This is a genomic window from Kribbella catacumbae DSM 19601 (genome assembly GCF_000372465.1).
Classification (GTDB): domain Bacteria; phylum Actinomycetota; class Actinomycetes; order Propionibacteriales; family Kribbellaceae; genus Kribbella; species Kribbella catacumbae.
The window spans coordinates 1-25,488 of sequence record NZ_AQUZ01000011.1 but is presented as its reverse complement, the minus strand read 5'-3'; the positions used below and the strand labels follow the sequence as shown (position 1 = coordinate 25,488).

General features: G+C 66.7%; 24 protein-coding genes. 14 read left to right on the top strand and 10 right to left on the bottom strand.

Annotation, left to right across the window (positions count from 1 at the left end; genetic code table 11):
* Positions 1–2 precede the first annotated feature (2 nt).
* Entirely contained in the window at positions 3–614 is a 612-nt protein-coding gene (locus A3ES_RS0113770; RefSeq protein WP_020387407.1) for a hypothetical protein, read from the top strand.
* A 96-nt stretch (positions 615–710) separates the two neighbouring features.
* On the opposite strand, the gene A3ES_RS0113765 is transcribed toward A3ES_RS0113770, so the two are convergent.
* Genes A3ES_RS0113765 through A3ES_RS0113745 form a run of 5 tightly spaced genes read right to left on the bottom strand, consistent with a single transcriptional unit; the run spans position 711 to position 7,953 of the window.
* Positions 711–3,737 carry a sugar-binding protein gene (locus A3ES_RS0113765; RefSeq protein ID WP_020387406.1) on the bottom strand — a complete coding sequence of 1,009 codons (3,027 nt, stop codon included), beginning with the start codon at positions 3,735–3,737 and terminating at the stop codon, positions 711–713.
* Positions 3,738–3,775: 38 nt separating this feature from the next.
* Positions 3,776–4,576 (bottom strand): carbohydrate ABC transporter permease, encoded by an 801-nt coding sequence (locus A3ES_RS0113760; protein WP_020387405.1) that lies wholly within the window; start codon positions 4,574–4,576, stop codon positions 3,776–3,778.
* Positions 4,573–5,472, bottom strand: coding sequence for a carbohydrate ABC transporter permease (locus A3ES_RS0113755; RefSeq protein WP_020387404.1), 900 nt, complete (start codon positions 5,470–5,472; stop codon positions 4,573–4,575). Before A3ES_RS0113755 ends, A3ES_RS0113760 begins: the two co-directional genes overlap by 4 nt.
* Complete coding sequence (locus A3ES_RS0113750; protein ID WP_020387403.1) at positions 5,447–6,814, bottom strand: extracellular solute-binding protein; 1,368 nt, start codon at positions 6,812–6,814, stop codon at positions 5,447–5,449. The genes A3ES_RS0113755 and A3ES_RS0113750 overlap by 26 nt, the downstream gene beginning before the upstream one ends.
* The gene (locus tag A3ES_RS0113745) at positions 6,811–7,953 is read right to left on the bottom strand and encodes a carbohydrate kinase family protein (RefSeq protein ID WP_020387402.1); all 1,143 of its coding nucleotides are present in this window, start codon (positions 7,951–7,953) and stop codon (positions 6,811–6,813) included. The genes A3ES_RS0113750 and A3ES_RS0113745 overlap by 4 nt, the downstream gene beginning before the upstream one ends.
* A gap of 95 nt (positions 7,954–8,048) precedes the next feature.
* Here A3ES_RS0113745 and A3ES_RS0113740 point away from each other — a divergent pair, with 95 nt between their 5' ends.
* Both A3ES_RS0113740 and A3ES_RS0113735 read left to right on the top strand, forming a co-directional pair.
* Positions 8,049–8,816, top strand: a complete 768-nt coding sequence (locus tag A3ES_RS0113740; protein ID WP_020387401.1) for a DeoR/GlpR family DNA-binding transcription regulator — start codon at positions 8,049–8,051, stop codon at positions 8,814–8,816.
* Complete coding sequence (locus A3ES_RS0113735) at positions 8,813–10,150, top strand: 6-phospho-beta-glucosidase (RefSeq protein WP_020387400.1); 1,338 nt, start codon at positions 8,813–8,815, stop codon at positions 10,148–10,150. Before A3ES_RS0113740 ends, A3ES_RS0113735 begins: the two co-directional genes overlap by 4 nt.
* Positions 10,151–10,286: 136 nt before the next feature.
* On the opposite strand, the gene A3ES_RS47125 is transcribed toward A3ES_RS0113735, so the two are convergent.
* The 3 genes from A3ES_RS47125 to A3ES_RS0113720 form a co-directional block, all read right to left on the bottom strand.
* A complete protein-coding gene (locus A3ES_RS47125) occupies positions 10,287–13,193 on the bottom strand; it encodes a S8 family serine peptidase (RefSeq protein ID WP_040454658.1) in 2,907 nt (968 codons plus the stop codon).
* 202 nt (positions 13,194–13,395) lie between these two features.
* Positions 13,396–14,316, bottom strand: coding sequence for a hypothetical protein (locus A3ES_RS0113725; RefSeq protein WP_020387398.1), 921 nt, complete (start codon positions 14,314–14,316; stop codon positions 13,396–13,398).
* A gap of 266 nt (positions 14,317–14,582) precedes the next feature.
* Positions 14,583–14,921 (bottom strand): hypothetical protein, encoded by a 339-nt coding sequence (locus A3ES_RS0113720; RefSeq protein WP_157630499.1) that lies wholly within the window; start codon positions 14,919–14,921, stop codon positions 14,583–14,585.
* Between the two features lie 899 nt (positions 14,922–15,820).
* Here A3ES_RS0113720 and A3ES_RS57040 point away from each other — a divergent pair.
* Positions 15,821–16,399 carry a GNAT family N-acetyltransferase gene (locus A3ES_RS57040; protein ID WP_420323139.1) on the top strand — a complete coding sequence of 193 codons (579 nt, stop codon included), beginning with the start codon at positions 15,821–15,823 and terminating at the stop codon, positions 16,397–16,399.
* Between the two features lie 671 nt (positions 16,400–17,070).
* Here the strand turns inward: A3ES_RS57040 and A3ES_RS0113715 are convergent.
* Together A3ES_RS0113715 and A3ES_RS0113710 are read right to left on the bottom strand one after the other, a co-directional pair.
* Positions 17,071–17,463 (bottom strand): hypothetical protein, encoded by a 393-nt coding sequence (locus A3ES_RS0113715; protein ID WP_020387396.1) that lies wholly within the window; start codon positions 17,461–17,463, stop codon positions 17,071–17,073.
* A complete protein-coding gene (locus A3ES_RS0113710) occupies positions 17,460–17,774 on the bottom strand; it encodes an STAS domain-containing protein (protein ID WP_020387395.1) in 315 nt (104 codons plus the stop codon). The genes A3ES_RS0113715 and A3ES_RS0113710 overlap by 4 nt, the downstream gene beginning before the upstream one ends.
* 138 nt (positions 17,775–17,912) lie before the next feature.
* Here A3ES_RS0113710 and A3ES_RS0113705 point away from each other — a divergent pair, with 138 nt between their 5' ends.
* The 10 genes from A3ES_RS0113705 to A3ES_RS0113655 form a co-directional block, all read left to right on the top strand.
* The gene (locus A3ES_RS0113705) at positions 17,913–18,614 is read left to right on the top strand and encodes a response regulator transcription factor (protein ID WP_020387394.1); all 702 of its coding nucleotides are present in this window, start codon (positions 17,913–17,915) and stop codon (positions 18,612–18,614) included.
* Positions 18,611–19,975 carry a sensor histidine kinase gene (locus A3ES_RS0113700; protein ID WP_020387393.1) on the top strand — a complete coding sequence of 455 codons (1,365 nt, stop codon included), beginning with the start codon at positions 18,611–18,613 and terminating at the stop codon, positions 19,973–19,975. The genes A3ES_RS0113705 and A3ES_RS0113700 overlap by 4 nt, the downstream gene beginning before the upstream one ends.
* Positions 19,972–20,562 (top strand): GerMN domain-containing protein, encoded by a 591-nt coding sequence (locus A3ES_RS0113695; RefSeq protein ID WP_020387392.1) that lies wholly within the window; start codon positions 19,972–19,974, stop codon positions 20,560–20,562. Before A3ES_RS0113700 ends, A3ES_RS0113695 begins: the two co-directional genes overlap by 4 nt.
* A gap of 466 nt (positions 20,563–21,028) precedes the next feature.
* Complete coding sequence (locus tag A3ES_RS0113685) at positions 21,029–21,340, top strand: TraR/DksA family transcriptional regulator (RefSeq protein WP_020387390.1); 312 nt, start codon at positions 21,029–21,031, stop codon at positions 21,338–21,340.
* Positions 21,341–21,399: 59 nt separating this feature from the next.
* Complete coding sequence (locus tag A3ES_RS0113680) at positions 21,400–21,771, top strand: TraR/DksA family transcriptional regulator (RefSeq protein WP_040454685.1); 372 nt, start codon at positions 21,400–21,402, stop codon at positions 21,769–21,771.
* Between the two features lie 2 nt (positions 21,772–21,773).
* A complete protein-coding gene (locus A3ES_RS47120; RefSeq protein WP_051084713.1) occupies positions 21,774–22,577 on the top strand; it encodes a rod shape-determining protein in 804 nt (267 codons plus the stop codon).
* Between the two features lie 82 nt (positions 22,578–22,659).
* On the top strand, positions 22,660–23,616 hold the full coding sequence (locus A3ES_RS0113670) for a sensor histidine kinase (protein WP_020387387.1): 957 nt from the start codon (positions 22,660–22,662) through the stop codon (positions 23,614–23,616).
* The gene (locus A3ES_RS0113665; RefSeq protein WP_026162844.1) at positions 23,613–24,278 is read left to right on the top strand and encodes a response regulator; all 666 of its coding nucleotides are present in this window, start codon (positions 23,613–23,615) and stop codon (positions 24,276–24,278) included. The genes A3ES_RS0113670 and A3ES_RS0113665 overlap by 4 nt, the downstream gene beginning before the upstream one ends.
* 259 nt (positions 24,279–24,537) lie before the next feature.
* Positions 24,538–24,753, top strand: a complete 216-nt coding sequence (locus A3ES_RS0113660) for a hypothetical protein (protein WP_020387385.1) — start codon at positions 24,538–24,540, stop codon at positions 24,751–24,753.
* A 167-nt stretch (positions 24,754–24,920) separates the two neighbouring features.
* A partial coding sequence (locus tag A3ES_RS0113655) for a cbb3-type cytochrome c oxidase subunit I (protein ID WP_020387384.1) occupies positions 24,921–25,488 on the top strand: 568 nt, incomplete at its 3' end.

Sequence of the window (25,488 nt, the reverse complement as noted above, 5' to 3'; positions counted from 1 at the left end):
CCATGGCCTACAGCTTCGTCTGGCGCGCAACCTGCGGCGTGATCGGTGGTCTAGGGATCGGCCTGGCACTGATCGTGCTGCCACTCGACCTGCTGATCCCGTTCGTCCTGCTGACCATCGTCGTTGGCCTGACAGCGGCTGTCGGTCACGCGTCGAGCAACACCGGCGACCAGGAAGAACGGCGAACCAGCAAGCAGGCAGGCCTTCTCGCCGCGCTGCCCTTCCTGGGACTCTTGGCCTTTGCAGGTCTCGCCTTCGCCCTCGGCGCCGTAGTACTGCTGCTGGCTCTGGCCCTGGTCGCCACCTCACCACCTGTCGTCCGCTGGTACGGCGACTCCCCCAACTGGCCGCAGCCAGGGGAACCTGGTGATTCGGCGACCAGTACGGCCGAGCTCTGCCGGCAATGGCATGACAGCTTCGAGGACCTGAACCAGGCGATCACGCCGGCAGCTCGGCTGCGCATCGTGACGGCTCGTCAACGCTGCCTCGACGAGCTGGAACGCCGTGATCCCGACGGTCTGAACGCCTGGCTCAGCTCCAGCGCCAGCGCCGCCGGCGACCCCAGCCGCTTCCTCAGGATGGACCATTCAGAAACCCCACCCACCGACAGCTGATACCTCGCCAGACTCACTCCGCAACGCCTCAGAGCAAGGCCGGGCGGCCGCAGAGTAACCCTCTGCGGCCGCCCGTTGAGTCCTAAGGCCAGACGGCTAGCGACTGAGACGCAGGTCGAAAGCCTGGACTTCACCCTTCGTGGTCTCGTAGGACAGCAGGAGTCGTCCGTCTGCCCGCAGCTTCTCTCGTTGAGCCGCGGTGATCGGGATCGACAGGTGCGTGGTCTTCTTGCTGATCGTGCTTGTCGTTTGCTTGACGACGTGGCCGCTCATGTCCGGTGACCAGGGCGGATAGCCGCCGTCGGTGGCCGCGCACGGTGTCAGGCCGTAGTCCGGCGCGGGATCGGCCGCTGGCGAGCAGCTCGTTGTGTAGACCGGGATCGCGCCGATCAAGCCGGTCCAGAGGAACAGGCGAGCTGTACCTGAGCCGGTGGACGATATATCGAGCTCGACAGACGAACGAGACAGCTTCGCGTCTGTCACCTTCAGCTTGTTACTCGCGGAGACCGGTACGCGTCCAGAGATCGGTACGCCGTTGCGGGCCGACTGCGCGATCGTCTGTGGCGACAGGGCTCCGTTGAGGTTGGGGTTGGAGACGTTGGGCGGTGCCGGGGTCGTCGGGCGATCGGCGGGTGGCGTGTAGCCGGTGAGCGACGCCTGACCCCAGCGGTACGGATCGGACTGCACCGAGCCGAGTGCCGACCAGCCGAGCCGGGTGCTCATGTCGATGTGCCGCAGCGTCGTCGTACCGGCTGCAGAGGTGTCGTCGTTGTCGTACGGCGTGATGTTCAGCCCGAGCTTGGCCGGGTCCACTGCGGCCGGGAGTGCGGCCAGTGGGATCTTCACCTCCAGGTCGTAGCCGCCACCGGCGTACGCGTGGGGTGTCGTCGTCTCGTTGCTGCCGACCCAGGTGGCATTGCTCGCGACCTGTACGCCGGGGGCGTTGCCGATGCTGAGCGGGCCGGTCGAGTAGCCCTGGTGGTTGTCGGCGTCGCGTTCCCAGCAGGGCCCGTTCGTGCCGTTGCCGTTGCGGTTGGTGGGGTCGTTGGTGAACGGGAAGATGCCGAGCTTGAAGGTGTTCGCGGTGTCCTTGAGCACCTGCGACGCAGTACCGCGTGGGTCGAGCAGGATCTCCACCGAGTCGGCCTGCCAGTGCCCGACACATTCCTCGGGTGTGACCGCGTAGGACTGGTAGTCGTCGCGGACGTGGACGAAGAAGTAGAGCGCGTCGTTCGACCAGGTGACCTTCGCAGTGTTGCCGTCGCCTGTCGATGAGACGCCGCAGTCGTCAACGCCTGTGCAAGAACCCCCGCCTTGCCAGACACGGCCGAGGTCGAGTGTCGGCCCGGCGTACTCGCCAGGTGAGGCCGTGCCGTCGACAACCGGTGCAGTGGACGCCTGCGCGATCCCGGTGGAGGGAACGAGCGACAAGGTCAGTGTCTCGCTACCGGAACCGGCCGGCGCGCTGTAGGTGGTAGTGATCGGGATCGAGACGTTCTGCGTTGCAGGCAAGGCGGTGTCGGTGTTGGTGACCTGGAACGTCACCGTGGTCTCAGCGCCCGGCTGCACAGCGCCGTACGGCTTCGTGGTCGCGTCGGCCGTGAAGTTGGACGGCAGGGTGAGACCGACCGTCCCACTCTGCGGCTGACTCGACCAGTTGTGTACTACGACCGGAAGCGCGATTGTCGTGCCGACGGCCATCGACTGGATCGCTGCCGATCGGCCGAGCCTGGTGGCTTGTGGAGCTGTGTCCTTCAGCCATTCGTCGTACTCCTGCCAGTTCCCCCAGCGCTGGAAGCGGCCCTCGGTCGGGGACACGATCCGTACGACGTTGTCGGTGTAGCCGGTCTTGGTCCCGCTGGCGAACAGGGCCGAGATCTTGAAGTTCTGGTTCACCGTGGCGGTGGTGCTCGGCGTGACCGTGAAGGTCACTTCCTTGCTGCCGTCGACCTTGCCGACGTCCTGGGCCGGGCTCACCGTCCAGCCCGGCGGCACGGTCAGCTCGGCCTTGCCGGGCTTCAGCGACCCCTTCAGGTGAAGCGTCGCCTGGAACGGTTCACCGGCAACGTTGAGGAACCGCGAGAAAGTCAGGTACTCGAGCGTCCCCAGCGGCAGACCACCCGGATCTGGTTTGGTCGCGCCGAACAAGATCGCCTCATCCCGGCCGGCCGCGGGATTCGTGGTGGGCTGGAACGGCACGAACGATTGCGTCATCCCGAACCGCGAACAAGCCGGCGCCGAAACTCCCTTGTACATAACGCGACTCTGCGTCGGATAGGCCGCCCGTCCTTCGTCGGCGACCTGCTGCCAGATCTTGGCGGACCCCGCCGGCTTGCCCTGCAGGTTGCCGGCCGGCCACTTGTACGGCGAGTCGTAGCCAGTCCACACACCCGCCACCGTGTCGAGATTGGCCGGGACGAAACCGGTGGTGCAGTTGGCGGCCGTGGTGGTTCCGCCGGCGCCGGCAGTACTGCCACCCGAGAACACCTTCTTGACCTGCCAGGTGCTCAGCGCGTCCTTGCCCTGCAGCTGTTCGGGGAACCTGGTCGGATCGGCGGCCGCGAGCACGCCCTCCCAGATCAGCCGCCCAGCCTGCTGGTGGTTGCCGTGGCCCGCCCCGAGAGTCGGCGTGAAACCGATGTAGATTTCCGGCTGCGTCGTCCGGATCACCCGGGTGACGCGGCGCAGCGTCTCCTCCTCGTCCCAGAAGTACTGCGTCAGCGGCGCGCTCTGGTTGTAGAAGAAGTCGACCCGGTCCAGGTTGAAGATGTCGACCGTGCCGGAACGGTAGTGCGCGACCCGATCCTCGTTCTCCCGGCGCAGCCCGAGGTCCGGCCCGAGTTCGTTACCCGCGGAGTTCCCGCCACCCTCACCACGAGTGACCATGATGATCCCGCATTTCGTGCCATACCGCTCATGCCAGACACCACACGGCCCGATGATGCTCGTGTCGTCATCTGGATGGGCCCACTCCCCCATCACATCGATCTTGGTCGCCCGATCCGCGACGTACTGGCCGGGTGGACTACCGCCCGCCTGCGCAGGTGCGGTCGCCGCGGGGCTACCTAGGGGGATCAGGACAGCGGCTGCCAGCAGGGCAACCATGGTGCGGTAACGCTTCATTGCTGTCTCCTTGTCACTGGCACAGCGGGGGATACGACTCATTCCCTGACAGCGCCCTCGAGCATGCCTGCGATGAAATGGCGCTGCAGGAAGAGATAAAGAACGACGACAGGCGTCGCGACGATGACCGCACCCGCTGCGAGCAGGGTGAAGCCTTGGGTGTACTGCCCCTGGAAGAAGGCCAGGCCCAGTGGTGCCGTGCGGAGGTTCTCGTCGGTGACCATCACCAACGGGATCAGGAACTCGTTCCAGGTCCACATGAAGACCAGCACCGTCATCGTGACGATGGCCGGTCTCGCCAGCGGAACAAGGATCTGCCAGAGCAGCCTGCGGGTGGAGGCGCCGTCGAGCCTGGCCGCCTCGACCAGCGCGCGGCTGGACGAGCGGAAGTAGGCGCGCATCCAGAAGGTGCCGAAGGCAACCGATTGCGCGACCTGCGGCAACGCGACGGCCCAGAAGGTATCGGTCAGACCGAGCGAACGCAGGTCGAAGTACAGCGGGACGACGATCGCCTCGCTGGGCATCATGATGCCGAGGAGAAACAGGTAGAACAATGGTCCCGAACCGCGGAAGCGCATCACCCCGAAGGCGAAGCCGCTGAGGATCGACAACAGTACGCTGACCACCACGACCGAGACCGACACCGCCAGGCTCATCCGCAGGTAGGTGCCGAAGTGGCCGATCCGCCAGGCGTCGGCGAAGTTCCCGAAGCCGCCACCGCCACCGGCGTCCGAGGGCCCGAACGCCGCCTGCAGAACGGTAAGGATCGGTGTGATCGCGAACACTGCGAAGACGACCAGGATCAGGTAGTTCGCGGACTTCTCGGCGCGAGAGATCACGAGGCGGCCTCCCGGTCGCCGATCCAGTTGATCAGCAACGAGATCGCCAGGATGACAACCGTCAACGTGACCCCGACCGCGGCGGCCGAACCGACCCGGCCGAGCTCGAAGGCCCGGTGATAGACCTCGTACGACGGCACGCTGGTCGACGTACCGGGTCCCCCGCCGGTCGTCACGTAGACCAGGTCGAACGTGCGCAGCGCGGCGATCACCGTCAACGTCGAGGCGACCGCTATCTCACCCCGCACGGACGGCAACGTCACCGCGAAGAACTCGCGCACCGGCCCGGCCCCGTCGAGCCGCGCGGCCTCGTACAGGTCACCGCTGATCCGGCTCATCCCGGCCAGCAGCAACACGGTCACCAGCCCGGTCTCGAACCAGGTGCCGACGAAGCCGACCGCCGGCAGGGCAAGCGCGTAGTCGCCGAGCCAGCCGCGCTGGAGCGAGTCCAGCCCGAGCGCGCCGAGGAGAGCGTTGAGGCTGCCGTCCGGCGCGTACACGCGGCGCCACGCGACGGCCACGACGACCATCGCGACCACCTGCGGCAGGAACACCACGGTCCGGAAGAACGGCAGTCCGCGGACCTTCGCCCGGTTCAGGATCGACGCCAGCACCAGCCCGACACAGACCGGCACGACCGCGAAGAACACGATCAGTACCAGCGCGTGCCCGAACGCTGCCCGGAGCCCTTCGTCGCTGACGATCTCGCGGTAGTTGGCGAATCCGATCCAGCGGCCCAGCGTCAGCCCGTCCCAGTCGTAGAAGGACAGTTGAACCGAGCGCAGCAACGGGTAGAGCAGGAAAGCCGCGTAGACGAGGAACCCGGGCAGCAGGTACAGGTACGCGATCCGCCGCGGCTCGCCCGGCGGGCTACCCGTTCTTCGCGGCGAACGCACTGTAGTCCTTCTCCAGCCGGTCGAGGAACTGGTCCGGGGTCGCCTTCTTGGCGAGCAGGTCCTGCAGCGCAGCGCCGATCGTGTCGTACATCGTCGGCGTCGCGTAGTCGAGGTACGGAACGAGCCCGTCCGCCTCGACCGTCTTGCCGAATGCGGTGAAGACATCCTGCTGCAGTCCCGGCGTGACCTGCTGGGCCGCCGTGTCGGCCACCGGCAGGTTGCCGGTCTTGGCAAGCGTGCCCATCGCGTCCTTGCTGGTGATGAAGTTGATGTACGCCGCGGCCGCCTCGGGGTGCTTGCTCTTGGCGGTGATGGCGAACGGCAGTCCGGTACCGCCGGTGGCGAGCGGCTTGGCGTCAGCGCTTGTGCCGGGCGGCACCATGAAGCCGACGTCGTCGCCCATCGCCTTCTGCAGGTCGGCCTGCAGCCAGGTACCGGCGATCAGGTAGCTCCCCTTTCCCTTAGAGAAGCTTTGCCAGGCGGGGTCGTAGTCCTGGCCGTTGAACCCCTCGTTGAAGTACCCCTTGGTGACCCAGTCGGTAAGCGTCTGTGCCGCCTTGACGTTCTCGGGCGTCTTCCAGCTGGCGCCCTTTTGCCCAAAGGCCAACTGCTTGATCGAGTCAGCGGGCGTGGTACGCCCCTGGACCGTTCCGAAGACGTGGATAGCGGGCCACTTCTCCAGGTTGCCCAGCACGAGCGGCGGCTCGCCCTTGCCCTTCAGGGTCACCAGCGACGCCTCGAATTCGTCCCACGTCTTCGGCGCCTCGACGCCAGCCGCGGCCAGCTTCTTCTTGCTGTAGTAGACCCCTACGACCTCACCGACCTGCGGCAGCCCGTACAGGTTGCCTTGGCCGAACGTCTTCCCATCAGGGCTGTACGACGAGTACTGCCGCACCGATGCCGGGTAGCGCTTGTCCCAGCCGTAGGCCGTTGCGTACGGGTCGAGCGGGATCAGCTGGTTGGCCTTCACGAACTCGCCCATGTCCGAGCGGCCGTTGTTCGCCTCGACGACGTCGGGCGGCTCGTTGCCGCTCAAGGCCAGCCTGAGCGTCGTCTTCAGGTCGTCGAAGGACCGGGAGACGCGCTTGAGCTTGATGTTCGGGTACTTCGCCTGGAAGGCCTTGTTCAGCTCTTCCATCTGCGCCGCCTGGCCACCGCGGACCTCCTGGTCCCAGACCACCAACGTGACGTCGCCGAGCTTGGAGGCGTCGGTCTGCACGCTCGAGGCTGTCGCCTGCGGTGGTGGCGCCGAAGTGTCGGAACCCGGGGCGCAGGCGGCGAGGGTGGCGAGGGCGGTGGCCAGGACGCCGGCGGTCAGCAGCAGTCGGGGTGAGCGGCTCATGAGGTGCTCCAAGAGTTCGGGGTGACGTCCGCGTTCCGGGCGATGGTGGCAGCGGCGCGACGTACGGCGCCGACGGGGACAGTGGGGACGATCTCGTCGAGGAAGGCGTACCGGCGCCGCAACGAGCGGCTGTAGCTGGTCTGGTCGTTCGAGTCGCGCAGGTCGTGCCACCAGTCCGCGATGTCTCCCCAGCCGGGCGCGGCCAGCGAGCCACCGAACTGCTGCACAGCCAGCGCCGAACAGAGCGTCGAGAAGGCGAGCCTGTTCTCGAGACTCCAGCCGGCCAGCGTGCCGACGACCAGACCGGCGCCGAAGACGTCGCCCGCCCCGGTCGGATCCAGCGCGGGCACCCGAAGAGCCGGGACCCGAGCCTCCTCGCCAGTGGTGGCGTCGATGGCCAGCGCGCCTTCGGCGCCGTTGGTGACGACGGCCAGCGGGACGCGATCAGCCAGCGCGTACAGGGCGTCCTGTGCGGTCTCGGTCCGGGTGTAAGCCATCGCCTCGCCCGCGTTCGGCAGGAAGGCGTCGCAGTGCTGAAGCTGGTCCAGCACGCCCGTCGACCAGACGCCGGTGCCGTCCCAACCGACGTCGGCGAAGACCTTCGCGTCCTCCTTGCGGGCGAGGTCTACCCAGGTCGCGCGGTCCGTGCTGCCCAGCGGCTCGATGTCGCCGAGGTCCACGATCACAGCCCGGGAGCGCGGCGGCTGGCCGATCATCTCGGTCGCCGACAGCGGGGACGGGTGGCCATGGGTGACCATGCTGCGGTCGCCGCCGTGCGCCACCGACATCGTCACCGGCGAGTGCCAGTTGTCGAACCGCCGGGACCGGCCGAGATCAACGTGCTCCTGCTCGGACAGCGTCCGCCAGCAGAAGTCCGCGTAGTCGTCGTCACCGAAGGCAGCGGCCAAAGAGGTCCGCAGGCCGAGGCGGCTGGCCGCGATGGCGAGGTTGGCGGTGCCGCCGGGCGAGGAACCCATCCCGTCGGCCCAGACCTCGGTTCCACCGGTCGGCTTGTCGGCGAGGCCCGTGAAGATGATGTCGAGGAAGACCGTGCCCCAGAGAAAGACGTCGAACTCGGCGCCTCCGGGACCTCGCTGACCAGCCAGTGGGTCGTACGTCATGTCCGGCATGTCGGTCATCTTGCTCCTGACATACCTGACCTGGCAAGCATGTTTGATCAAAAATATTCAGAACCTGCACACTTCTGATCGAGAATGACTGGTATCTTCGAGGCGTGCGACATCAGCGGCAACTCGACATCGTGCAGCGACTGCGGACCGATGGCGCCACTTCGGTGGACGACCTGGCCCGCCTGCTGGGGGTCAGTTCGGCGACGATCCGCCGGGATCTGCAGCACCTCGACGAGGCCGGCCAGATCACCCGGGTGCATGGTGGTGCGATCATCCCGGCGGACGGGTCGGAGGACGCCGACCTGCAGCGCCCCTTCGCGACGGTGGCCGCCGACGAGACGTCGGACAAACGAGCGATCGCTCGTCTCGCGGCCACAGTGGTCAGTGACGGCGACGTGGTTCTGCTGGACGTCGGGACGACTACTCAACTGCTGGCCAAGGAGCTTCGCGGTCGCCGGATCACGGTGATGACGACAAGCCTCGCAGTACTGGACGTACTCCGCGACGACCCGGCGGTCGAGCTCATCTTGATGGGCGGATGGGTGCGACGCGCCTATCACTCGCTGGTCGGGGTGCTGACCGAGGACGCCCTGCGCCAGGTTCATGCCGACCTGGCCTTCTTGGGCGCCAGCGGCATCCGGCGTGACGGTGAGGTGCTCGACACGACCTTGGTGGAGGTTCCGGTCAAACGTGCGCTGATCGAAGCCTCGGATCGATCTGTCCTACTGGCCGACTCGCACAAGTTCCCCGGGACAGGCAAGCTCAAGGTCTGCGGTGTGGCAGACCTCGACGTGCTGGTCACCAACAGCGGAGCAGATCCGGAAACCCTTCGACTGTGCGCCGACAGCGGCGTGGAGGTACTGACCGCATGAAGCTGGCCATCCTTGGCGGTGGAGGATTCCGTGTCCCGCTCGTCTACGGCGCCGTGATGCGCGACCAAGGCGACCGGCGGATCGATCACGTTTCCTTGTACGACGTGGTGCCGGAGCGGCTCCAAGCCATCGAGCAAGTTCTGCGGCAACTCGGAGCGGAGGCTGACCAGCCACCCGTTGTGGAGACCACGACGGATCTTGACACCGCCCTTGACGGTGCCGACTTCGTCTTCTCGGCGATCCGGGTAGGCGGACTCGAGGGCCGCACCGCGGATGAGCGGGTCGCACTCGATCTCGGTCTGCTCGGACAGGAGACCACCGGACCCGGCGGCCTGGCCTACGGCCTTCGGACGCTGCCAACCGCAGTACGGATCGCAGAACGCGCAGCGGCGATGTGCCCAGGGGCATGGATCATCAACTTCACCAATCCAGCTGGGATGATCACCGAGGCCATGCAGCAGGTGCTGGGCCGCCGGGTGATCGGAATCTGCGACTCGCCGATCGGGCTGGGACGCCGCGCGGCCCGGGCACTGGGTCACGATCCCGATCGCGTCTCGGTCTCCTATGCCGGCCTGAACCACCTGGGCTGGCTGAACGGGCTGGGCAAGGACGGCAGGAATGTCCTCCCTGACCTGATCCAGGACGAACGTCTACTGGCAACGATCGAAGAAGGCCGGCTGTTCGGTGCCGAGTGGATTCAATCGCTGGGTTACCTGCCCAACGAGTACCTGTACTACTACTACTTCACCCGCGACGCTGTTGCCTCGATCCGAGGTGGCGCAGAGACCCGGGGTGAGTTCCTCCTCGGCCAGCAGCGTGCCTTCTACGAGGCAGTCGCCGCACAGCCCGGCAATGCACTCGCCCGGTGGCGACAGGTCCGCGAAGAACGAGACGCCACCTATATGAAGGAAGGGCGGACAGCCGGGGAGTCTCGCGATGCAACGGATGTCGAAGGAGGCGGCTACGAGGCGGTGGCGCTTGCCCTGATGGCCGCGATCACCCGAAACGACCGCGCGACGATGATCCTCAACGTCCGCAACGGATCGACGATTCCGGCCTTGCCGGCCGACGCCGTCATCGAGGTTCCCTGCATGGTCGATGCCGACGGCCCCCATCCCCTGGCCGCCGCACCCCTTCCCGCCGAACAGCTAGGACTCATCCAGCAGGTCAAGGCGGTCGAGCAACTCACCATCCAGGCAGCTCGAGACCACTCCCCAACCCTCGCCCTGAAGGCCCTGGCCCTCCACCCCCTGATCGACTCCGTCACCACAGCGCGCATCCTGCTCAGCAACTACAGATCCCGCCTACCCGACTTGGACCAACTACTCCGCTGATCGCTCACCTCCTGTTCCGCTGGACTGACGACCAGCCACTCGTGACATGCCCCGAGCCGGTGGAGCACTGGCTCGGGACATGCTCACGGGGAGATCAGTTGGTGTGACGCCTCCTTTCGGGATCAGTCGCGACAGGTCAGTACGGGAAGATGAACCAGTAGAAGGTGGCCGATGCAGAAGCGCCGGAGCTGTCGGTGACCCTGACTGCCGGACGGTAGTTCGTCGCGACGGTCGGGGTCCCACTGATCAGACCGGTGGACTGGTTGATGGACAGTCCGGCCGGCAGCCCGGTGGCGTTGAAGCGGTTCCCGCCCTTGCCGCCGGACGCCTTCATCTGCAGGCTGACCGGACGGCCCTTGACCGAGGTCTGGACGCCGGGGTCTGCCAGCGAGAGAGTTGTCGACCCTCCGTTGACGGTCAGCCGGTACGTCGTCTGCCGGGTCACCGAGTCGCGGGACCCGCTCACAGTGATCGTGTAGTCCCCGGCCGGGGTGGAGGCCGAGGTGCTGATGGTGAGTCGCGAGCTGCCGCCGACGTCGATCTTCGACGGGCTGAACGACGCGGTGGCGCCGCTCGGCAGGCCGCTGGCGGTCAGTTCGACCTCACCGGTTGGCGGCTCGGTGTTGCCGAGCTGGTCGTTGGCCCAGTCGCCCATCACGCCCCACAACTTGCCATGCGCCTGGTAGGTCGCGCAGTCGGTGCGCAGCCAGGAGAAGACTCCGTAGATCTTGCCGTTGTGGAGATACGGACCACCGCTGTCGCCCTGGCAGAGGCTCGGACCGCCGCTGGCGAAGCCGCTGCACATCATGTACCGGTCGTCGAAGTGTCCGGAGTAGGAGTTGCAGCCCTGACCATCGACAGTAGGTAGCACGGCCTCGTACAGCTTGGTGTTGCGCTGAGCGTCCTGCGAGTCGCTCTTGCCGTATCCGATCGCCGTACCACGGGTGCCGACCGGCAGGGTGTCGCTGGACTTGGCGACCGACGGGTAGGCCATCCCGGCCGGGGTCGGGATGTCGGTCGTAGTGGTGATCACGGCGACGTCGTGGCCGATCCGCCAGCCGTCGCTCGGGTTGTAACTCGGGTGGGTCAGGTACTCCAGGATCTCGATCCGGACGCCCTTGCTGGTGTCGGCCAGGTCGTCGCGGCCGTAGACGAGGTACTTCTCGCCCTGGGCGAACTTGCAGTGTGCCGCGATCAGCACCTTGCGCGGTGCGACCACTGAGCCGGTGCAGGACTGTTCGGTCGGACGGGCGCCGCCGGTGCGATGCTGGGAGATGATGAACGGGTACTTGCTGACGGTCGTCAACGTGCCACCGACGACCCCCACGCCGGAGCCTGGCCCTGCACTGCTCTCCTCCCGCATCGCGGTCTTGGACTGACCGGTGTCAGCCGGGGCCACACTCGTGGCGGTCGCCCGCACGGTGGTGGTCACCGAGTTGCCGGCAGTCACAGTTCCGGACGACGGATCCGTGCTCAGCGAGAAGTCGTCGGGGATGTCACCGTTCACGGTGAGCCCGACGTTCGTCGTACGGGTCACCGCGCCCTTGCCGGTGACGGTGACAGTTGCCCGGGTCGGGCTGGCCGAGGCGGCCGCGGTGAGGGTGAGCCGCGACGAGTTGCCGGCGGTGACCGATGCCGGATCGAACGACGCGGTGACACCGGACGGCAGTGTGCCGGCAGACAACTGCACGGTCTGCGCCGCGCCGCGAGTCACCGTGGTGGAGATCGTGGTGGTCACCGAACTGCCGGGGTCGACATTGACCGCCGTGGGGTTGGCGGCCATCGAGAAGTCGTCCGTGGCCGGTGGGGTGTTCGGTACGTAAAGGAGCTTGTTCGGGGCGTCCGACGGGATACTCGACATCTTCCCGGTGCTGGCGTTGTCCATCACCCACTGGTGCAGCTGGGCCGGGGTGCTGCTCGGCGCGTCGTGCAGCCGTAAGGCCATCGCGCCGGCGACGTGCGGTGCCGCCATCGACGTACCGCTCAGGCTCCCGTACGACGTGTCGCCGCCGCGGAAGGCCGAGTTGATGTTGGAACCAGGCGCCCACAGGTCCATACAGCTGCCCGCGTTCGAGTCGAACGCCCGAGTGTCCTGGTTGGTCGAGTTGCCGACCGTCAGGGCCTCGGTCATCTGACCGCCTGGGCCGTAGCTGCAGGCGTTGCCACTGTTGTTGCCGGTGATCAGCGCCCACTGCACCCCGCCGTTGGTGATCGAACCGCGGATCGCCGACACCGCGACATCCGGGTCGTCGGTGTACACGCTCAGGTTCACCACGGCCGGCTTGGCGGCGTTTTTCGCGATCCACTCCGCGGCCTCGGCGACGTCGACGTCCTGGCCGAGCCCGTCGCAGCCGAGTACCCGGACGGAGACCAGATTCGCCTTCTTCGCCACGCCGCGGGTGTTGCCGGCGACGATGCCGGCCACGTGCGTGCCGTGGTTGTGGCAGTCGTTGCCCTGGTTCGGGGTCGCGTGCAGGTCGACGCCGAACTTGGCCCGGCCTTCGAACTCCTGGTGGGTGTAGCGGATCCCGGTGTCGACGATGTACGCCGTCACGCCGGCGCCGTCGTTGGGATAGGTGTACTTGCTGTCCAGCGGCCGATCACGCTGGTCGATCCGGTCTAGCCCCCAGTTCGGCGGATTGTTCTGGGTGCCGCCCGGCCCGTTGGCGGTTCCGATCCGGGCGGTCCCACTCTGCCGTACCTCGGCGACATCCGGGTGGGCCGCAAGCCGGCGAGCCTGCTGCTCGGACAGATCGCGGACAACGAAACCGCGCATGGTCTTGGTCAGCACCGTGCCCAACCGTCCGTCGTACCGGTCGGCCAGGGCACTGGCGGCCCGCTCGGTCGCCGCAGCGGACGCCACCGCTTGGCGGCCCGCCGCCAGGGTGACCAGATAGGTCCCGGCGACGGGCTTCTTGGCGACACTGACCACGTGGCCTTCGGGCTCTGGCGCGGCCGACCCGGCCGATGCCGTCGCCGCGGTGACGGCGAACGCGGCCAGCGCCGCAACCATGAATGGTGCGGTTCTTCGCAATAGGCGCATGCGTGCTACCTCCTTGGGGCGGAGGGGCCCCGGTCTCCGCCGGCGCCCAGGAACAGCAGGACGGTAGCGATGCGAATCCGCCTGGTGAGCGGAATTTCCCCGTTCCCAACCGAATGCTTCCGCGACCGCGTTCGCGCAGGTCAGCGGGCGATTCTGTGCACAGTTTTACCGGGTATTCGCGGTGGTGTTTACGGCCGAGCCGTCACCACACCCATCTGACGCCGACCGTGCCGGCCTGCACCTGCGGGACGACCATCGAGGTGGTTCCCGAACCACTCAGCCACAGGTCCTCGACGTGCCGGTCGAGATCGTCGGTCCCGGAGCGGTCGTAGCGGCGTACCCACGCGGGCTGCCGGCCGACGAACCTGAGTTGCAGGGTGTAAAGCGCGCCCGGCCGGGTGAACCGCCGGTAGAAGTTGTCCATCGGTTCACTGAGCGGCAGCCGTAACTCGTACTCGACAACGGCACGCTCGCCGGCCATCAGCGGTCGCTCGAAGAGGAACTCGGCGACGAACTGGCGGGTGGCCAGGTCGCAGCGGACCCTACCGCGACGCGCGAACGCCACCCCGACGAGCTCGGGCACCCGGTCCAACGGGTCGTCGACGATCTCGTGGTACACCATGCACCGGTCGACCCGCTCGGTCAGTGCCTCGGCGACCAGCCGGACGCGTTGGCGCCGTACTTCGCTGTCTTCGTCCACGACGAGCAGATCGCTCACGCTGAGAAAGGCGAGCTGCCCGTCGGGCGGCGCGTGCAAGGCGGCCAGCAGTGGCTCGGACGACGGCCACAGCTTCCACCGGTCGACCGCACCCGCGGGATGCCCGATCCAGCGGCCTCGTGGCCGCCGGGCGCCGAGCAAGGTCAGCAGCGCCGACGAGGGCAGGCCGAGGATCTCCTCCAACCTGGCGACTGCTTTCAGCGATTCGCTGCGCTCGGGCCGGCTGCGACCGTGGCGCCAGTACGACAACGCCGTCCGGCTCACAGAGACGCCGTCGGCGGCCAGTCGCTCGCACAACGCCCCCAGTGACAGGCCGGACGCCGCGATCGCCGAGTCGAGCGCCTCCTCGAACGGACCGGTCCGCAACAGCCGTGCCAACTCCCGGTTGTTCCGCGTCACCGTCATCCGCCAATAGTCACGCCGCAACCCAGCGACGTCCAGGAGCCACCGGCCGACGGTTAGTGATCATGCTCGGATGATCACCGGGAAGTCAGCTACGCCAGACGAAGCCGAGCTTCCCAGCCCCGCCCTTTCCGAATGCCAGACCCTGCTCGTCATCCAGCAGTCCACTGCTCGATCAACCTCATCAAGTTCAATCGACCGATCCAGAACCGGCATACTTCCGCGCTCAGAGGTCGGCCCACCGTGACCGGAGCGGCCTTGGCCTCGATCTAGCGGGCGGCCATGTGCTTCCTTTTCTTGGATGGCTGCCATCGGGGCAGCAGCAACAACGCATCCGGCTGGTCGGCAGTTGCGCGGAGGCTGCGCAGATAGCGTTGTCCGCCGCTGTCACTGACCACGATCCGTGGCCCGCGGGCACCGTCAGGCTGGCGGACGAACGCACGGGCGTCGCCGCGGTCCAGCCAGCCGATGAAGTCCGCGACCGATGATTCCTCCGGGGCCAGGTCGCCGCCGTCCCACCGGATCGCGGTGATGTCCGCCAGATCACCCGGCTCGACCACCCGGATCGCGGTCACGTACAGCGTCGTGAAGCTTGCCAGACTGGCCATCAGCACACGCCCTCCCTGATGGCATCCTGCTCGCTCAACCAGTAGCTGGGAAGTCCTCGGGGCAAGCTGCCCGCGCTCTAGTTTCCGCTCACCTCCTACTGCCGTCTCTACCACTCAACCCCGCTGCATCCGGCTGGCATGTGTGGCCCCCTTTTGCTGGTCGTCTCACCTGCTCAAAGCACCACTGTGCTGGGCGAATCTTGTCCGGGCAACGGTTCACGCCCGTTTGCGGCGACCGCAAAGGGTGCAGCCGGCAACCCGTATGGCGCCACCCCGTCCAGGTGCCCAGACCACGGAAGAATCGTGGATCCGGCGGCCGGGCTCAGCGGCCAACTGACTTCGTGCGAAGCGCATCTGAAAGCCCTGCACCTTGCGCAAAGTTGTGCATAGAGGCACAAGAACAACCACTTATGACCACAATCACAAGCTGTACGGGTTGCCGATGCCCGCCACGGGCGTAACACTGCACTGCCAGGTGTATCGCCGGCTCACACCGCCTGGCGGCACCGCAGAAAACCTGGCTACGCAGACACCTGCTAATGGGCGAGAGGGGAGGCCCATTAGCAGGACTGTGGAGTCGGCGGCGGCACTGGCCCGCCAGCGCCCCGGAGGCCCGCCCCGGTGTAAAGGCAGGAGGACCCGTGATGCCGACCTTGATCCACAGCTGATTGTCGATTAGATGGCCGGACTGCTGATCGTCCGCGCCATCACCAGTCAGCCAGTACCCGCATTCGACGCGGAACGCTCGTCGATTTCACCCTGCACGGCATCACTCCCAACCCGACGGTCACCAGGCCGCGTGCGTCGCTGGGCGACCCCGGCGCCCGAGTGAAGGAATAGTTAGTGCTCGCGCTCTAGGTTTGGCCGGTTCGGGGACTGATCGCGGTGGCATCGGGTGCGTGTACAGCAGCGCTGTTTTGTCGGTGCTCGCGACGCCGTCCGCTCCCGCTCTTGTTCTTCGCCCGTGGCGTGCCGAGGAGATCGAGCAGTTGATCGAGGTCTGCCGTGATCCGGGCTTGCGGCGCTACACCAGTGCTTGCGTGGATACCGTCGCAGAGGGCGAGCAATGGGTGCAGATCCAGGAGAGGGGTTGGGCGGCCGGGGAGCGATTCAGTTTTGCGGTACACGATTCAGGGAAGGCCGGCCGGTGGGCTGGTCGGCAACGTGGTGCTCAAGGAGTTCACCGAGGACGGTTCAGGTGCCGAGGTCGGGTATTGGACCGCAGCCCGGGCGCGGGGTCAGAGTGTGGCGCCGCGCGCGCTCGAGGTGCTCACAGATTGGGCCTTCGACACCTTCGCGGACCGGGGGCTCAGCGGCTTGTCCTGCGTCATCAGGTGGACAACGTGGCCTCGTGCCGCGTCGCGCAGAAGTGCCGTTTCGAGTTCGACCAGATCTTAGTGTCCGCGCCGCCAAGATTCCCACTCGAAGGACACCTGCACGTACGCCGTACGGATGGTGAACTGTCCCGGGTTCGATGACGAGGAGGACCTCCGCCTTGGACCGACCTGATGCATGGCAGCGGAACTCCGGCTGGACTTGAGAGCCCGTCATCGTTGCCGTTGGCACCGATGCGCTGCGGCCGACGTCCAGCGCCTACACCTGGCGGCGTCAACTCGTGGCCGGGCTGGCAGATCACCAGCCCGCTGGCGGCTTCACCCGACGGGTCAAGGCGGACAACGCAGCCAGGCCGGATCGAAAGCCCCGCCGCCGGTGTGCGATCAACGGCGGGGCTCTCTACTCAGGTTGGTGAACCGACCCCGGGTCAGTATGGGGTACCAGTCCGGGACTAGCTCAAGGGCTACGCTACTTCCCCGGCGCAACAGATCGGGCATGTTGCTGTGGCAACTCGATGACAGCCCTGTCTCGATTGCGGCACACAATCCCGGGCGCTCCTGTGGGTGCGGTGGGCAGGGTCAAGCCGGTCATGAAGTGGGTCAGGTGAGGACCGGCTGTCTGGAGTCACCTGCCGGCTGTCGTCCGGCCGGATTCCGATGGATGGGGCCTTCCCGTCGGCGGCGCCGCCTTCGAGCAGCCGGCGATGGCCAAGGACAGGATCAAGGTTGCCGTCAGCAACCGATTCACGGGGAGCGACGCTAGTGCTCCAGTGGGTCAATCCTGCCAGGCTCTCGCGCGGTCGCCTGGTGCGCCGTCAGATCCAGCGCTGGCGCTCGATGACCAGTTCGTCGGATCTGGCGGACAGCCATACGATGTCCTCGTCGGCCTCGGCGATCTGGTCAGCAGCGACGTACCGATCGTGGTCCATCAGGCCGGCTCCAGCCACCTTGAGAAACCCGCGCCGGATCAACTGCTCGGCAACTGGGAGATCCACCTGAGGCTCGACGGAAGTCAGAGCACGGGCAAAGGCCTCGTTGAGGTTCTCCTCGGCGAACGGCTTGTCGTTGACGACCACGGACGCGAACGGATCACCCTCGCGCACAAACTTCACCGATCCGATCAGCGCCCCATCGCGATCGACGACCGGCATACCCTTCCAGATCGCCTGCAGCACCGGAAGGCCGGGCGTGGACGAACGCTCGGTCACGCGGCCTCCTCGACGGCGAAGACCTTGTCGAGGCCGGTCCGCTGCAGCAGTTCGGCTGTCTTGCGGTTCGCGTGCAGGATGGCCACGCCACCGCCCCGCCGCCGGCAGACCCGATGGGTGTCCAGCAAGGCGGCCAGCAGGGTGGAGGAAATCTGATCCACGTCCGACACGTCGACGACGACCAGACAGGCACCGTCCATGACGAGATCTCGCAACTGCCAGCGCAGGCCGGTCAACCCCTCGGCAAGCAGAGCGTCGGTCACCGTGACGATCGCTTTCTGCGGCAGCGGGCTGTGAGCAGGGTTCGGCATGGGTCGCCTCCGACTGGATTGACATCTGCCCTCAGCCTCCGCCACCGACTTTGAGACGAGTCGGGCCGGATCTTTACGATCACATGACGAGGCGGCCCCACTCGGCCTGTTTCCGGTCCGGTTTGCAACCATGGACGGATGCCGCTGCAGGTCCTCGTCGTGGAGGACGATGACAGAATCAGGGCCGTTCTGCGCCTCGCCCTGGAGGACGAGGGGTACGAAGTAGCCGAAGCCGGTGACGCCGAGACCGCGTTGGCACTCGCCCACGCCGCGATGCCAGACCTGATGATCGTCGACCTGATGCTCGGCGCCACCGACGGCTACACCTGCATCCGCGAGATCAGACGCAGCAGCGACATCCCTATCGTGGTGGTGAGCGCCCGTTCCGACACCCACGACATCGTCGCCGGCCTGGAAGCCGGCGCCGACGACTATGTCACCAAGCCGTTTCAGGTGAAGGAGATCACCGCCCGCCTGCGTGCGCTGCGACGCCGTCTCCGTACCGCGGTCGAGGCAGCCGAGCCGGACCTTTTCCTCGACTCCGATCCGCGCCGGAGCCTCGTGCTGTCCCGGGCGCGTGGCGCGGCCAGGCTGGACGGCGAAGACGTGCCGCTCACGGTCACCGAGTTCCGGCTGCTGTCCGAGCTCGCTCAGGCACCCGGTCGGGTTCTCAGCCGGCCGGCCCTGCTCGAAGCCGTGTGGCAGCACGGTTTCTACGGCGACGAACGGATCGTCGACGTGCACATCCGCCGGCTGCGCACCAAGATCGAACGCGATCCAGGCCAGCCGCGGATCGTCGTCACCGTCCGCGGCCTGGGGTACCGCCTGGACCTGCAATGACTCCCGCCCTGGGCTCGGTCAGCCTGCGGCACCGCCTGATTCTGGCCTTCGCAGCGGTCGCCTTGATGGTCTCGGCCGTCTTCGCGGCCAGTACCTATCTGCTGGCGAGGGGCTATCTGCTGGCACAGCGCGAACGGGTCGTGCAGCACCAGGCCATGGCAGACGCCGAGTTCGTGCAGCAACGGCTGGAGAGCGCGGGTGCGGACATCTCCGAGGTCCTGACTTCGGCAGGTCCGCCCGCGGAGAACACCATCATCCTGCGCTGGCAAGGCAAGTGGTACACCTCCGAGCTCGGCACCGAGCGCGATACCGTTCCATCGGCTCTGCGCAGCGACATCGAGGCCGGAAACGCTGCCCACCAACGGTTCCGGACCGATGACGGACCGGCTGTGGCGATCGGAGTACCCCTCCCCTCGGTCGGCGCCGAGTTCTACGAAGTCGCACCCCTCACCGAGCTCGAAGGCATCCTTCGCCTGCTCAGTGCGATCCTGATCGGCGGCGCGGTGCTCGCCACCACCGCGGGCGCGGCCCTTGGTGCCTGGGCGAGCCGGTCCGTCGTCACCCCACTCAACAGAGTCGCGGCGACCGCTGCCAAGATCGCCGGCGGTCATCTCGACAGCCGTCTGCCCGCCACCCAGGACCCGGAGCTGACCACCATCGTGGGCTCCTTCAACAGCATGGTGGACACCCTGCAGCAGCGCATCGAACGCGATGCCCGGCTCGCGGCCGACGTGAGCCACGAGCTTCGCTCGCCGCTGACGACGCTGGTCGCAAGCGTCGACCTGCTGAATGCACGCCGGTTCGAACTCCACCCCAGATCGCGGCACGCGCTCGATCTGGTGACCGCGGATCTGGACCGCTTCCGCCGCCTGCTCGATGACTTGCTGGAACTCGCTCGGTCGGACGCGGGCCTGGACAGGGTGCCGTCGGACACTGTGGATCTCGGCCTACTCCTCAAACACGTCCTGACCGAGATCGGCGCGGACCCGGGTCTGCTGGCAGGTCCAGTCGAGGTCGAAACCACCGGCGACAAAGCGCGACTGGGGCGGCTGTTCCGCAATCTGTTCGAGAACGCCGAACGCCACGGCGGTGGACTGACATCCGTCCAGATCAGCCGGGTCGACGAGGACATCGTCGTCACCGTCGATGACCACGGCGACGGCGTACCAGGCCTGGATCGCGAGCGCATCTTCGACCGCTTCGCCACCGGACGCAACAGCCGCGGCTCCTCCTCTGGTACCGGACTCGGCCTGGCCCTGGTCGCGGAGACAGCAGCAGCGCATCGTGGAGCCGTCTGGTGCGCGGAAGCTCCCGGTGGTGGCGCGAGGTTCGTAGTACGACTGCTGGAGGCCGACCGATGAGGTCGCGGCACATCCTCCTGAGCCTGCTCGCGTGCCTGCTCCTGCTTTCCAACTGTGGCGTGCCTGAACAGAGCTCGCCTGTTCGGGTTCCACCCGCCGACCTTCCTTCGCCACTGCGCCAGGGTGGCAGCGCCGAACCGACGGCTCAGGCCAGCGTCGACCCGGCCAAGTCATATCTCGTGTACTTCGTCCGCAACGACCGCCTGGTCGGTCTGGCTCGTGAAGAAGCGGCCGGGTCCGCCGCCGACCGGCTCGACGCGATCCTCGGTTCGCTGGCAGCGGGGCCTACTCAGAGCGAGGAGGCTGCCGGAATCACGACCGCTCTTCCACCTGGCCTCCACTTGAAGGTGTCGGAAGTACGAGCACAGCAGGCCATTCTCGACCTGAGCGGCGAGACGGACGGCCGGTCAGCTACCGACAACCTACTGATCGTCGGGCAGATCGTTCTCTCCGTCACCTCTCTGCCAGGGGTCAACCAAGTGGCCTTCGTCCGCGACGGATCCCCCGTCGAAGCCCTCCTCCCCGGCGGCGCCCTGACCGCCGATCCGCTGACCGCGAGCGACTACCAAGCCCTCAGATCGCGTTAGGCTGCGACTGCATTGAGCGCACTTTGAGAACGTGTGACTTTGCCTCGCGAAAGCCACGGATCGACCCGCCATCGGCTCGGTCGCGCCCTAGAGTCAGCGGATGTACAACCCCGCACAAGGCAAGGACCGATGACCAGACGCATTCCTCGCTGGCTGGCCAGATCGCCGATCTCCTTGTACTACTGGGGATTGGGCCGTTGCTGGGCCAGCGCCTGATGATGCTCGAACACCGCGGTCGTACCACCGGCCAGCGCCGCTCTGTGGTACTCGAGGTGGTCGACCGCGAACCGGAATCGATCGGGTCTGCGGTCGGGTGTACAGCCTGACCCTGGCCACAAATGGGTGCTGGCCCCGATGGTCGTGTCGTGCGGTGTCGACCATGGTTGAAGCAGGACACATCTCGGGCAAGCGGCACGGAGCCGCGTCACCGGCCTTCACTCCCGTGTCCTCGAGAGGACGTACTTCAGTGACCACCGTGGCTCGCTCCCCGAACATGACCGTGCACGAGACCCGGCAGCGACTGGGACATGAACGCAACTCGCGTCTCACCCAGCTGAGCGCGATCGAGGACGGCGCGGCCCTCGCCGACCCGGAACTCCTCACGGCTCAGACGGCCGCTATCCGGCGTGTGCTGACCGAGATCAGCGCAGCCGAAGAGCGCGTTGCCGACGGCACCTATGGTGCGTGCCAGGACTGTGGCGCCCGCGTTCCGGTAGAACGGCTGGAGATCCTGCCCTATGTGCGCTACTGCGTCAGCTGCCAGCAGCGCGCCACCTGAGCTTTCGACGGCCTGTCCGGATCATGAGTCTTCTTACGCCTTGCAGAGGGTGTGATGTGTTGAGCTACACGTTCGCCGCTATCGACGAAGGTCACCTGGCTCCCGAGGACGTGGTGGCTTTGCGAGCGGCCCTTGAGGACGCGCGCACGTTCCGGCGCGAGCAACTGGCTGGCCTCGCCGAGATCTGGCCAAGCCACGGCAACCTCCCGCCTGACCAGCACACAGTGGCCCGCGAAGAGGTGTTGACCACGCTCGCGACCGCTGCCCGAGCGGTCCTCGTCGAGGTTGACGCCGCACTCAGCCGGATCGACACCGGCCACTACGGCAGCTGCCACCTCTGCGACCAACCTATTCCCGTACGGCGACTGCGCATCCTTCCGCACGCCCGATACTGCGGCCCGTGCCACCAACTCAGAGAAGCGGTCACGTGACAATGCTTGGGAGGGCGGTCCCGCAGGGGCGGCGGGGCACGTGGTCAGCCAACCAGCGGTCGACCGGCATCGCGATCGACCTAGGCAGCGCCCGTACTCGGGCGTGGATGCCTGACAACGGCCTGATCATCGACGCGCCCACAACCACGCCGGCAGGCGCGGACGGTAGCTGTCGTCCGGTGCGGCGCGGCGTCGTTGTCGACCTGCCCGGAGCCACTCGGAGCCTCGATCACCTTCTCGGCCGCCGGGCCGGCCTCGGTCGGTACTCGGTTGTCATCTTGACCACCCCACTCCTCTGCGCCGGCCTCCACCGCAGCACGGCCATCGCAGCGCTGGAGGTGCTCGACGCGCGCACCATCGTGACCATCGAGAGTGTGAAAGCCGCCGCGCTCGGAGCACGCGCCGACCTGACCCGGCCATTGCTGGTGGTCGACATCGGAGCCGACCTGACCGAGGTGGGTCTGCTGGTGAATGGTTGTGTAGCGGAGGCCTGTCGATTCGAGGTGGGAACTTCCGATCTTGGCGCGACTACGACCCCTGCCGATCTCGTGGAGTCGATCGGCGGAGCGGTGACCGATCTCCTGCGCCTTGACTGCGGTGGGCAAGTTGTCGATGCCCTGGACCGTGGGCCGCTGCTCACCGGAGGCGGCGCGCTGCGTCCGGAGATCACGTACCGGTTGTCCAAACGGCTGCTCGCCCCGGTGCGACCAGCTCCTGCCCCGCAGGTCGCCGCTGTCCGAGGCGCCGGTCTCGCCTTGGTCGCCGCCCAGCGCCACCCCAGCCTCCCGGGTAGGGCTCCACAGTGACTCCGGTGTCGGCCGCCCTCGGCGGCGATGGGGAGAGCGCGGATAGTGATCATAGGCGTGATCGAGGAAGGCGACGGTACCTATGACGTTGTTCTGGCGAATCTTTGGACTCAATGCGGTTGTGCTTGGTGCGGCTACGGCGTTGCTGCTGTGGGCGCCGGTGACCGTGTCAGTGCCGGTGGCCCTGGCGGAGGCTGTAGTCCTGATCGTCGGTCTAGGGGTGATGCTGGTGGCCAACGCCGTGCTACTGCACGTCGGCCTGGCACCGTTGGAGCGCGTGACCCGGCGGATGGCCACGGTCGATCTGCTCCGCCCAGGTCAGCGCCTGTCGGTGGCCGGCCACGGAGGTGTTCCGGATCTGGTCCGGGCGTTCAACGACATGCTCGACAGGCTGGAGAACGAGCGTGCCACCAGCAGTGCGCGAGCCCTGTCGGCGCAAGAGGGCGAGCGGCGCCGCATCGCTCAGGAACTCCACGATGAGGTCGGGCAGAGCATGACGGCGGTGCTGCTCGAGCTGAAACGGGCCGCTGACCGCACCCAGGATCCATCCCTGCGAACGGACCTGCAGCACGCCCAGGAGACCACGCGCGGGAGCCTGGACGACGTACGCCGACTCGCGCGGCGGCTGCGGCCCGGCGTACTGGAAGATCTTGGCCTGATCAGTGCGCTGACTACCCTGACCACTGATCTGTCCACCCACACCGGGCTGGCAGTACACCGTCGCTTCGACTCCGACCTTCCAAAGCTGGACCAGCAAGCAGAACTGGTGCTCTACCGGGTCACCCAAGAAAGCCTGACCAATGTTGCCCGGCATGCTGAGGCCACCGAGGTCGTGGTACGTCTCTACCGCGACGGCGACATTGTCCGGCTGCTGATCTGTGACGACGGCCGCGGGATCGGGCTCGCCCACGAGGGCGCCGGGATCCGCGGGATGCGTGAACGTGCCCTGCTGATCGGAGCGAACCTGGATCTGGCGCCCGCTCCCAAAGGTGGGGTTCAAGTGAGCCTGTCCGTGCCGCACTCTCAGAATGGCGGATGACAATGCCAGGACAATCGCCGGTCCGAATTCTCCTGGCAGACGACCACGCGCTGGTACGTCGCGGAGTGCGCCTCATCCTCGACGGCGAACCTGACCTGACCGTCGTCGCCGAGGCCGGCGACGGCGCGGAAGCGATCGCTGCGGCCAGGCGCCAGCCCATCGACCTGGCTATTCTCGACGTCGCCATGCCACGGATGACCGGCCTACAGGCAGCCCGGGAGTTGTCCGTTCTCCTTCCGGAGCTGCGGATCTTGATGCTGTCGATGTACGACGACGTGCAGTACTTCTTCCAAGCCCTCAGATCCGGAGCCTCCGGCTACGTCCTCAAATCGGTCGCCGACCGCGATCTGGTGGAAGCGTGCCGGGCCGCGATGCGGGGCGAACCCTTCCTCTACCCGGGCGCTGTCACCGCGCTGATCCGCGACTACCTGGACCGGGTTCGGCGTGGTGAGGGCGTGCCGGAGCAGGTCCTCACCGTCCGCGAGGAGGAAGTGCTCAAACTCGTGGCCGAGGGCCACTCCTCCAAGGAGATCGCAGAAGCACTGTTCATCAGCGTCAAGACGGTCGAACGACACCGAGCCAACATGTTGCACAAGCTCGGCCTGCGCGATCGTCTGGACCTCACCCGCTACGCCATCCGAGCCGGCCTGATCGAACCCTGATGCCATCAGCGGGTGATCAAGGTGGCGACTCGGTTGCCGATGTTCGGCAATGAAGAGTGGTCGCCCTTGGCCGGACTCGGGCATGTCTACCCCGGGCGTGGGGCGGCATTGTGGGCGTCAGCCGGACAACGATCCGACCGGTGTCGAGGTCGCTAAGCGTCGAAGCGACCCGCCCGGCTGTCCCCATTGCCATGCAGGGAGGTCCCGTGACCAAACTCAACTATGCGGTCCGACTGGCGGATACCACGGCCGGACGGATTTGGAAGTCTTCCGCGCGGATCTCGAGCAACACCGACAGTTTCGGGCCGAACAGCTCGATGAGCTCACCGCCGACATGTCGACCGGATCCCATAGTGCACTGGACGAGGTGGCGTCCGCGTTGATGACAGCCGCGGTAACTGCCCTGGCCGACATCGATGTGGATGTGTGGGGCTACGGTTCATTTCCCGCCAGTGACCCGCCGGCGAACTGGTGAAGCGGCGCAGGGCCGTCACCCGAACGCACGGAACCAACGACGCTGAATCGCTCGTGGAACAGCTCAGACACATCACCGCGCACAGAGAGCGCATACGGTCCCTGACCGGCAGTGTCGAGCCAAAGACGGCACCTGCAGACGACCGCCGCCGAATTGGTAGGTTCGCTGTGAAGTGGCTGACCACCACCGACCACAAGCTGATCGGGCATCTGTACCTGATCACGTCGTTCGCGTTCTTCCTGATCGCCGGCGTGATGGCGCTGCTGATCCGCGCCGAGCTGGCCAAGCCGGGTCTGCAGATCGTCAACGAAGAGGTCTACAACCAGTTCTTCACCATGCACGGCACGATCATGTTGCTGCTGTTCGCGACGCCGCTGTTCGTCGGCTTCGCGAACGTGATCGTGCCGGTCCAGATCGGCGCCCCTGACGTCGCGTTCCCGCGGCTCAACATGTTCAGCTTCTGGCTGTTCCTCTTCGGTGGCCTGATCACCATCTCCGGCTTCTTCACCCCCGGTGGCGCCGCCGACTTCGGCTGGTTCGCCTACGCGCCGCTGTCGAACGAGGTCCGCTCTCCGGGCGTCGGCGGTGACCTGTGGATCATGGGTCTGTGGATGGCCGGCCTGGGCACCATCCTCGGTGCGGTCAACTTCGTCACCACGATCATCACCATGCGGGCCCCCGGGATGACGATGTTCCGGATGCCGATCTTCACCTGGAACATCCTGGTGACCTCGA

Bases quoted from the DNA above. Each gene is read 5' to 3' on its own strand.
- A3ES_RS0113770 (WP_020387407.1), top strand. From the start codon at position 3: ATGGCCTACAGCTTCGTCTGGCGCGCAACCTGCGGCGTGATCGGTGGT.
- A3ES_RS0113765 (WP_020387406.1), bottom strand. From the start codon at position 3,737: ATGAAGCGTTACCGCACCATGGTTGCCCTGCTGGCAGCCGCTGTCCTG.
- A3ES_RS0113750 (WP_020387403.1), bottom strand. From the start codon at position 6,814: ATGAGCCGCTCACCCCGACTGCTGCTGACCGCCGGCGTCCTGGCCACC.
- A3ES_RS0113745 (WP_020387402.1), bottom strand. From the start codon at position 7,953: ATGACCGACATGCCGGACATGACGTACGACCCACTGGCTGGTCAGCGA.
- A3ES_RS0113735 (WP_020387400.1), top strand. From the start codon at position 8,813: ATGAAGCTGGCCATCCTTGGCGGTGGAGGATTCCGTGTCCCGCTCGTC.
- A3ES_RS47125 (WP_040454658.1), bottom strand. From the start codon at position 13,193: ATGCGCCTATTGCGAAGAACCGCACCATTCATGGTTGCGGCGCTGGCC.
- A3ES_RS0113725 (WP_020387398.1), bottom strand. From the start codon at position 14,316: ATGACGGTGACGCGGAACAACCGGGAGTTGGCACGGCTGTTGCGGACC.
- A3ES_RS0113720 (WP_157630499.1), bottom strand. From the start codon at position 14,921: ATGGCCAGTCTGGCAAGCTTCACGACGCTGTACGTGACCGCGATCCGG.
- A3ES_RS0113710 (WP_020387395.1), bottom strand. From the start codon at position 17,774: ATGCCGAACCCTGCTCACAGCCCGCTGCCGCAGAAAGCGATCGTCACG.
- A3ES_RS0113705 (WP_020387394.1), top strand. From the start codon at position 17,913: ATGCCGCTGCAGGTCCTCGTCGTGGAGGACGATGACAGAATCAGGGCC.
- A3ES_RS0113700 (WP_020387393.1), top strand. From the start codon at position 18,611: ATGACTCCCGCCCTGGGCTCGGTCAGCCTGCGGCACCGCCTGATTCTG.
- A3ES_RS0113695 (WP_020387392.1), top strand. From the start codon at position 19,972: ATGAGGTCGCGGCACATCCTCCTGAGCCTGCTCGCGTGCCTGCTCCTG.
- A3ES_RS47120 (WP_051084713.1), top strand. From the start codon at position 21,774: ATGCTTGGGAGGGCGGTCCCGCAGGGGCGGCGGGGCACGTGGTCAGCC.
- A3ES_RS0113670 (WP_020387387.1), top strand. From the start codon at position 22,660: ATGACGTTGTTCTGGCGAATCTTTGGACTCAATGCGGTTGTGCTTGGT.
- A3ES_RS0113665 (WP_026162844.1), top strand. From the start codon at position 23,613: ATGACAATGCCAGGACAATCGCCGGTCCGAATTCTCCTGGCAGACGAC.